Raw genomic sequence first — 3,670 nt, 5'->3', positions numbered from 1 at the left:
CCAAATACTTTGCGCCCGGCCGGATAGGACATTTCCAGGTTCTCGAAAACGCTGAGGTTTTCGTAGATCGAGGGGTTCTGAAACTTGCGCCCAACGCCGGCACGGACGATGTCGTACTCGCGCATTTTGGTCAGTTCACGGCCTTCGAACTGAATGCTGCCGGTGGTGGATTTGGTCTTGCCGCAGATCAGATCCAGCACCGTGGTTTTACCGGCGCCGTTGGGGCCGATCACCACGTGTACTTCGTTGCGATCCACATACAAGTTGAGGTCGTTAACGGCCTTAAAGCCATCAAAGGAAACGGTCAGCCCTTCAATGGCCAACACCGGTTTAGCGGCCTGAAAGCCGGCTGGGCTGTTCATAGGCTGGTCTCCAATTTGCGTGCTTCAGCTTGCTGCGCCGGCTTTACCGCAAACACCCGGGCCTTCACTTCCGGAACACCGAACAGCTTCTTGCCCAGGGCAAAGCGCGACAGCCATTTACGCCCGTGGCTTTCCCACAAACCGGCGATGCCATTGGGGAAATACATCACCACCACAATAAACAGGCCACCCATCAGGTACAGCCACAGCTCGGGGAAACTCTCGGAGAAATAGGTTTTGCCAAAGCTCACCAACAAGGTGCCGTACACCGCGCCGAGCAGCGACATACGCCCACCCACGGCGGCAAAAATCACCATTTCAATCGACGGCACAATGCCGACGAAGCTGGGCGACATAAAGCCGACCTGTAAGGCAAACATCGCCCCGCCAATGGCTGAAAACGCCGCCGCCACGCAGAACACAAAGATCTTGAAACTGGCCACGTCGTAGCCGGAGAAACGCACGCGCTCTTCTTTGTCGCGCATGGCCATCAGCAGGCGGCCCAGCTTGGAGGTGAGGATAAAACGGCCGAGCAAAACACAGCCCAGCAGCAGAAACGCGTTAACGAAATAAAGGATGGTTTTTGCGCTGTCCGGGCGGATATCCCAGCCAAGCACGGTCTTTAAATCGGTGATGCCGTTGACCCCACCAGTCAGCCCCTGCTGGCCAATAATCAGGATGGTCAGAATCGCCGCAATCGCCTGGGTCACGATGGAGAAATACACATCGCCAACCCGCCGTTTAAACATCGCCACGCCAATGATCAGCGCGAGCAAGGTCGGCACGGCGATCACCGCCAGCAGGGTGAAGCTAAAGCTATGGAACGGCTGCCACATCATTGGTAGCTCGGTGATTTGGTTCCAATCCATAAAGTCCGGAATGCCGGGGGTGGACTGGATTTTCGTGCTCTCCGGGTCCGAGGCTTCCAGCTTGAGAAACATGGCCATGCAGTAGCCGCCAACGCCAAAGAAAATACCCTGGCCCAGGCTGAGAATGCCGCCATAGCCCCAGCACAACACCAGGCCAACAGCGACAAAGGCGTAGGTCAGGTATTTGCCGACCATATTCAGGCGGAAGGTATCCAGCAGCAGCGGCAACACCACCAGGATCAGCGTGGCCAGCACCAGCAAACCAATGGCGCCTTGCTTGCCACCAAGCAGGCTTTCGTATGCGTTTTTCATGGGCGGTTTCCTATCGTGTAGCTGTTGATGCAGCCAATCCAGTGTTCGGCCCCCTGGATCCCCGCCTTCGCGGGGATGACGGAGGTCTTGACCATAATCCCCGTCGTTCCCGCGCAGGCGGGAACCCAGGAGCGGTAAAACCGAAGCAAGCAAGAAATTATTTGCGAACCTTGATCGAGAACAGCCCTTGCGGGCGCAGCATCAAAATCAAAATCACCGCCGACAGGGTCAGCACCTTGGCCATCGAGCCGGACAGGAAGAACTCCATAATCGACTGCGCCTGGGCGATGGTGAACGCCGAGGCGATGGTGCCCACCAGGCTGGCCGCGCCGCCAAACACCACGGTTAAAAAGGTGTCGACGATATACAGCGAGCCCGCCGTCGGCCCGGTAGAACCAATGGTGGTAAACGCCGCGCCAGCCACACCGGCCACGCCGCAACCGAGGGCAAAGGTCATGCGGTCGACCTTTTTGGTGTTGATGCCCACCGCGCGGCTCATCACCCGATTCTGCATGGTGGCGCGCACCTGCAAGCCCCAGCGCGAGCGGTAGAGCATGAGAAAGATGGTGGCGGTACAGAGAAAGGTCAGGGCCATGACAAACAGGCCGTTTTTCGGAATATCCACCGCTGCTGTCGGGCTCCAGGACCCCATGATCCACTCGGGCATTTCCGCGCCCACTTCACGGGCGCCAAAGATCGAGCGGAAGGCTTGCTGCATCACCAGGGACAGGCCCCAGGTAGCCAGCAAGGTGTCCAGCGGGCGGTGGTAAAGCTTGCTGATCATGGCCCATTCCACCAACCAGCCAAGGGCGCCGGCGATAAAGAATGACGCCACGATGGCGAAGAAAAAGTAGTACGGCTGCATGGCCGGTACGTAGTGCAGGGTCAGCGATGAGATGACATAGGTGGTGTAGGCGCCAACGGTGAGGAACTCGCCGTGGGCCATATTGATCACGCCCATTTGCCCAAAAATAATTGCCAGCCCGAGTGCCATCAGCAGCAGCACACAGAACACCGACAAGCCGTTGAACCCCTGCATAACGGCGATAGCGCCGAAGTCGGTAAGCCATTCCATGATGGGTCTCCTGATGGATGGGGTGCAGGGGCGAAGCGCGTGAAGGCTGCCCCTCACCCCAGCCCTCTCCCCTGGGGGGGGGGGCGAGGGAGTGGATAGGTGTTGCGCGTTAGAACGTGCAACGCAGGTCGGTCCCCTCTCCCCTCGGGGAGAGGGCTAGGGTGAGGGGGGACTCTCAGGACTTATTGATAACCCTTAGGAAACGGATTCGGCTCAATCAGCTCCGATTCATGCACCACCTTGAAGGTGCCATCGGCCTGGATTTCGGCGATGCGCGCCTTGCTCCACAGGTGATGGTTGTCGTGCACTTTTACGTAGCCTTCTGGTGCGGTGGTCAACTCAATGCCAGGGGAGGCGGCGACCACTTTGTCGACGTCAAAGCTGCCGGCTTTTTCCACCGCCGCTTTCCACAACCATGGGCCGAGGTAGCCGGCTTGGGTGACGTCGCCGATCACCGAGTCTTTGCCGTACTTGGCCTTGAATTCCTCAACGAATTTCTTGTTGTTGGGGTTATCCAGGGTCTGGAAGTACTTCATCGAGGAGTAGAAGCCCTTCATGTTCTCGCCGCCGATGCCGAGCATTTCATCCTCGGTAACCGACAGGGTCAGCAGGGTTTGTTTGTCGCTGGTAATACCGGCGGCTTTCAGTTGTTTGTAGAAGGCCACGTTGGAACCACCGACCACGGCGGCAAACACCACGTCCGGTTTTTTCAGTTTGATTTTGTTGGTCAGCGAACCGAACTGGGTGTTGCCCAGCGGGTAGTACTCTTCGCCCACCACTTCACCGTGCAGCACATTTTCAATGTGCTTGCGGGCGATCTTCATGGAGGTGCGTGGCCAGATGTAGTCCGAGCCCAGCAGGTAGAAGGTTTTCGCGCCCTTCTCTTTGGCGATCCAGTCGAGGCTGGCGAGAATCTGTTGGGTCGCTTCCTGGCCGGTGTAGATCACGTTCTTGGATTGCTCCAGGCCTTCGTAGAAGGTCGGGTAGTAGAGCAGGCCGTTGTCTTTTTCAAAGATCGGCAGCACAGCTTTGCGCGAGGCCGAGGTCCAGCA

The 3,670-nt window shown here is 57.9% G+C and carries 4 protein-coding genes; all 4 read right to left on the bottom strand.

The window, feature by feature from the left end; translation table 11 throughout:
- Positions 1-362: ATP-binding cassette domain-containing protein (locus AAAB16_RS15045; RefSeq protein ID WP_340664046.1), on the bottom strand; the 362-nt coding region annotated here is incomplete at its 3' end.
- The gene (urtC, locus tag AAAB16_RS15040) at positions 359-1,543 is read right to left on the bottom strand and encodes an urea ABC transporter permease subunit UrtC (protein ID WP_340664045.1); all 1,185 of its coding nucleotides are present in this window, start codon (positions 1,541-1,543) and stop codon (positions 359-361) included. The genes urtC and AAAB16_RS15045, both read right to left, overlap by 4 nt.
- A 157-nt stretch (positions 1,544-1,700) precedes the next feature.
- Positions 1,701-2,618 (bottom strand): urea ABC transporter permease subunit UrtB, encoded by a 918-nt coding sequence (gene urtB, locus AAAB16_RS15035; protein WP_340664044.1) that lies wholly within the window; start codon positions 2,616-2,618, stop codon positions 1,701-1,703.
- Between the two features lie 182 nt (positions 2,619-2,800).
- Positions 2,801-3,670 (bottom strand): transporter substrate-binding protein (locus AAAB16_RS15030; RefSeq protein ID WP_340664043.1); only part of this gene is annotated, 870 nt, incomplete at its 5' end.

The sequence above is a fragment of the Pseudomonas sp. genome (genome assembly GCF_037994325.1).
Lineage (GTDB): Bacteria > Pseudomonadota > Gammaproteobacteria > Pseudomonadales > Pseudomonadaceae > Aquipseudomonas.
The sequence above is the reverse complement of the archived record's forward strand: the minus strand, read 5'-3'. Positions and strand labels throughout refer to the sequence as shown.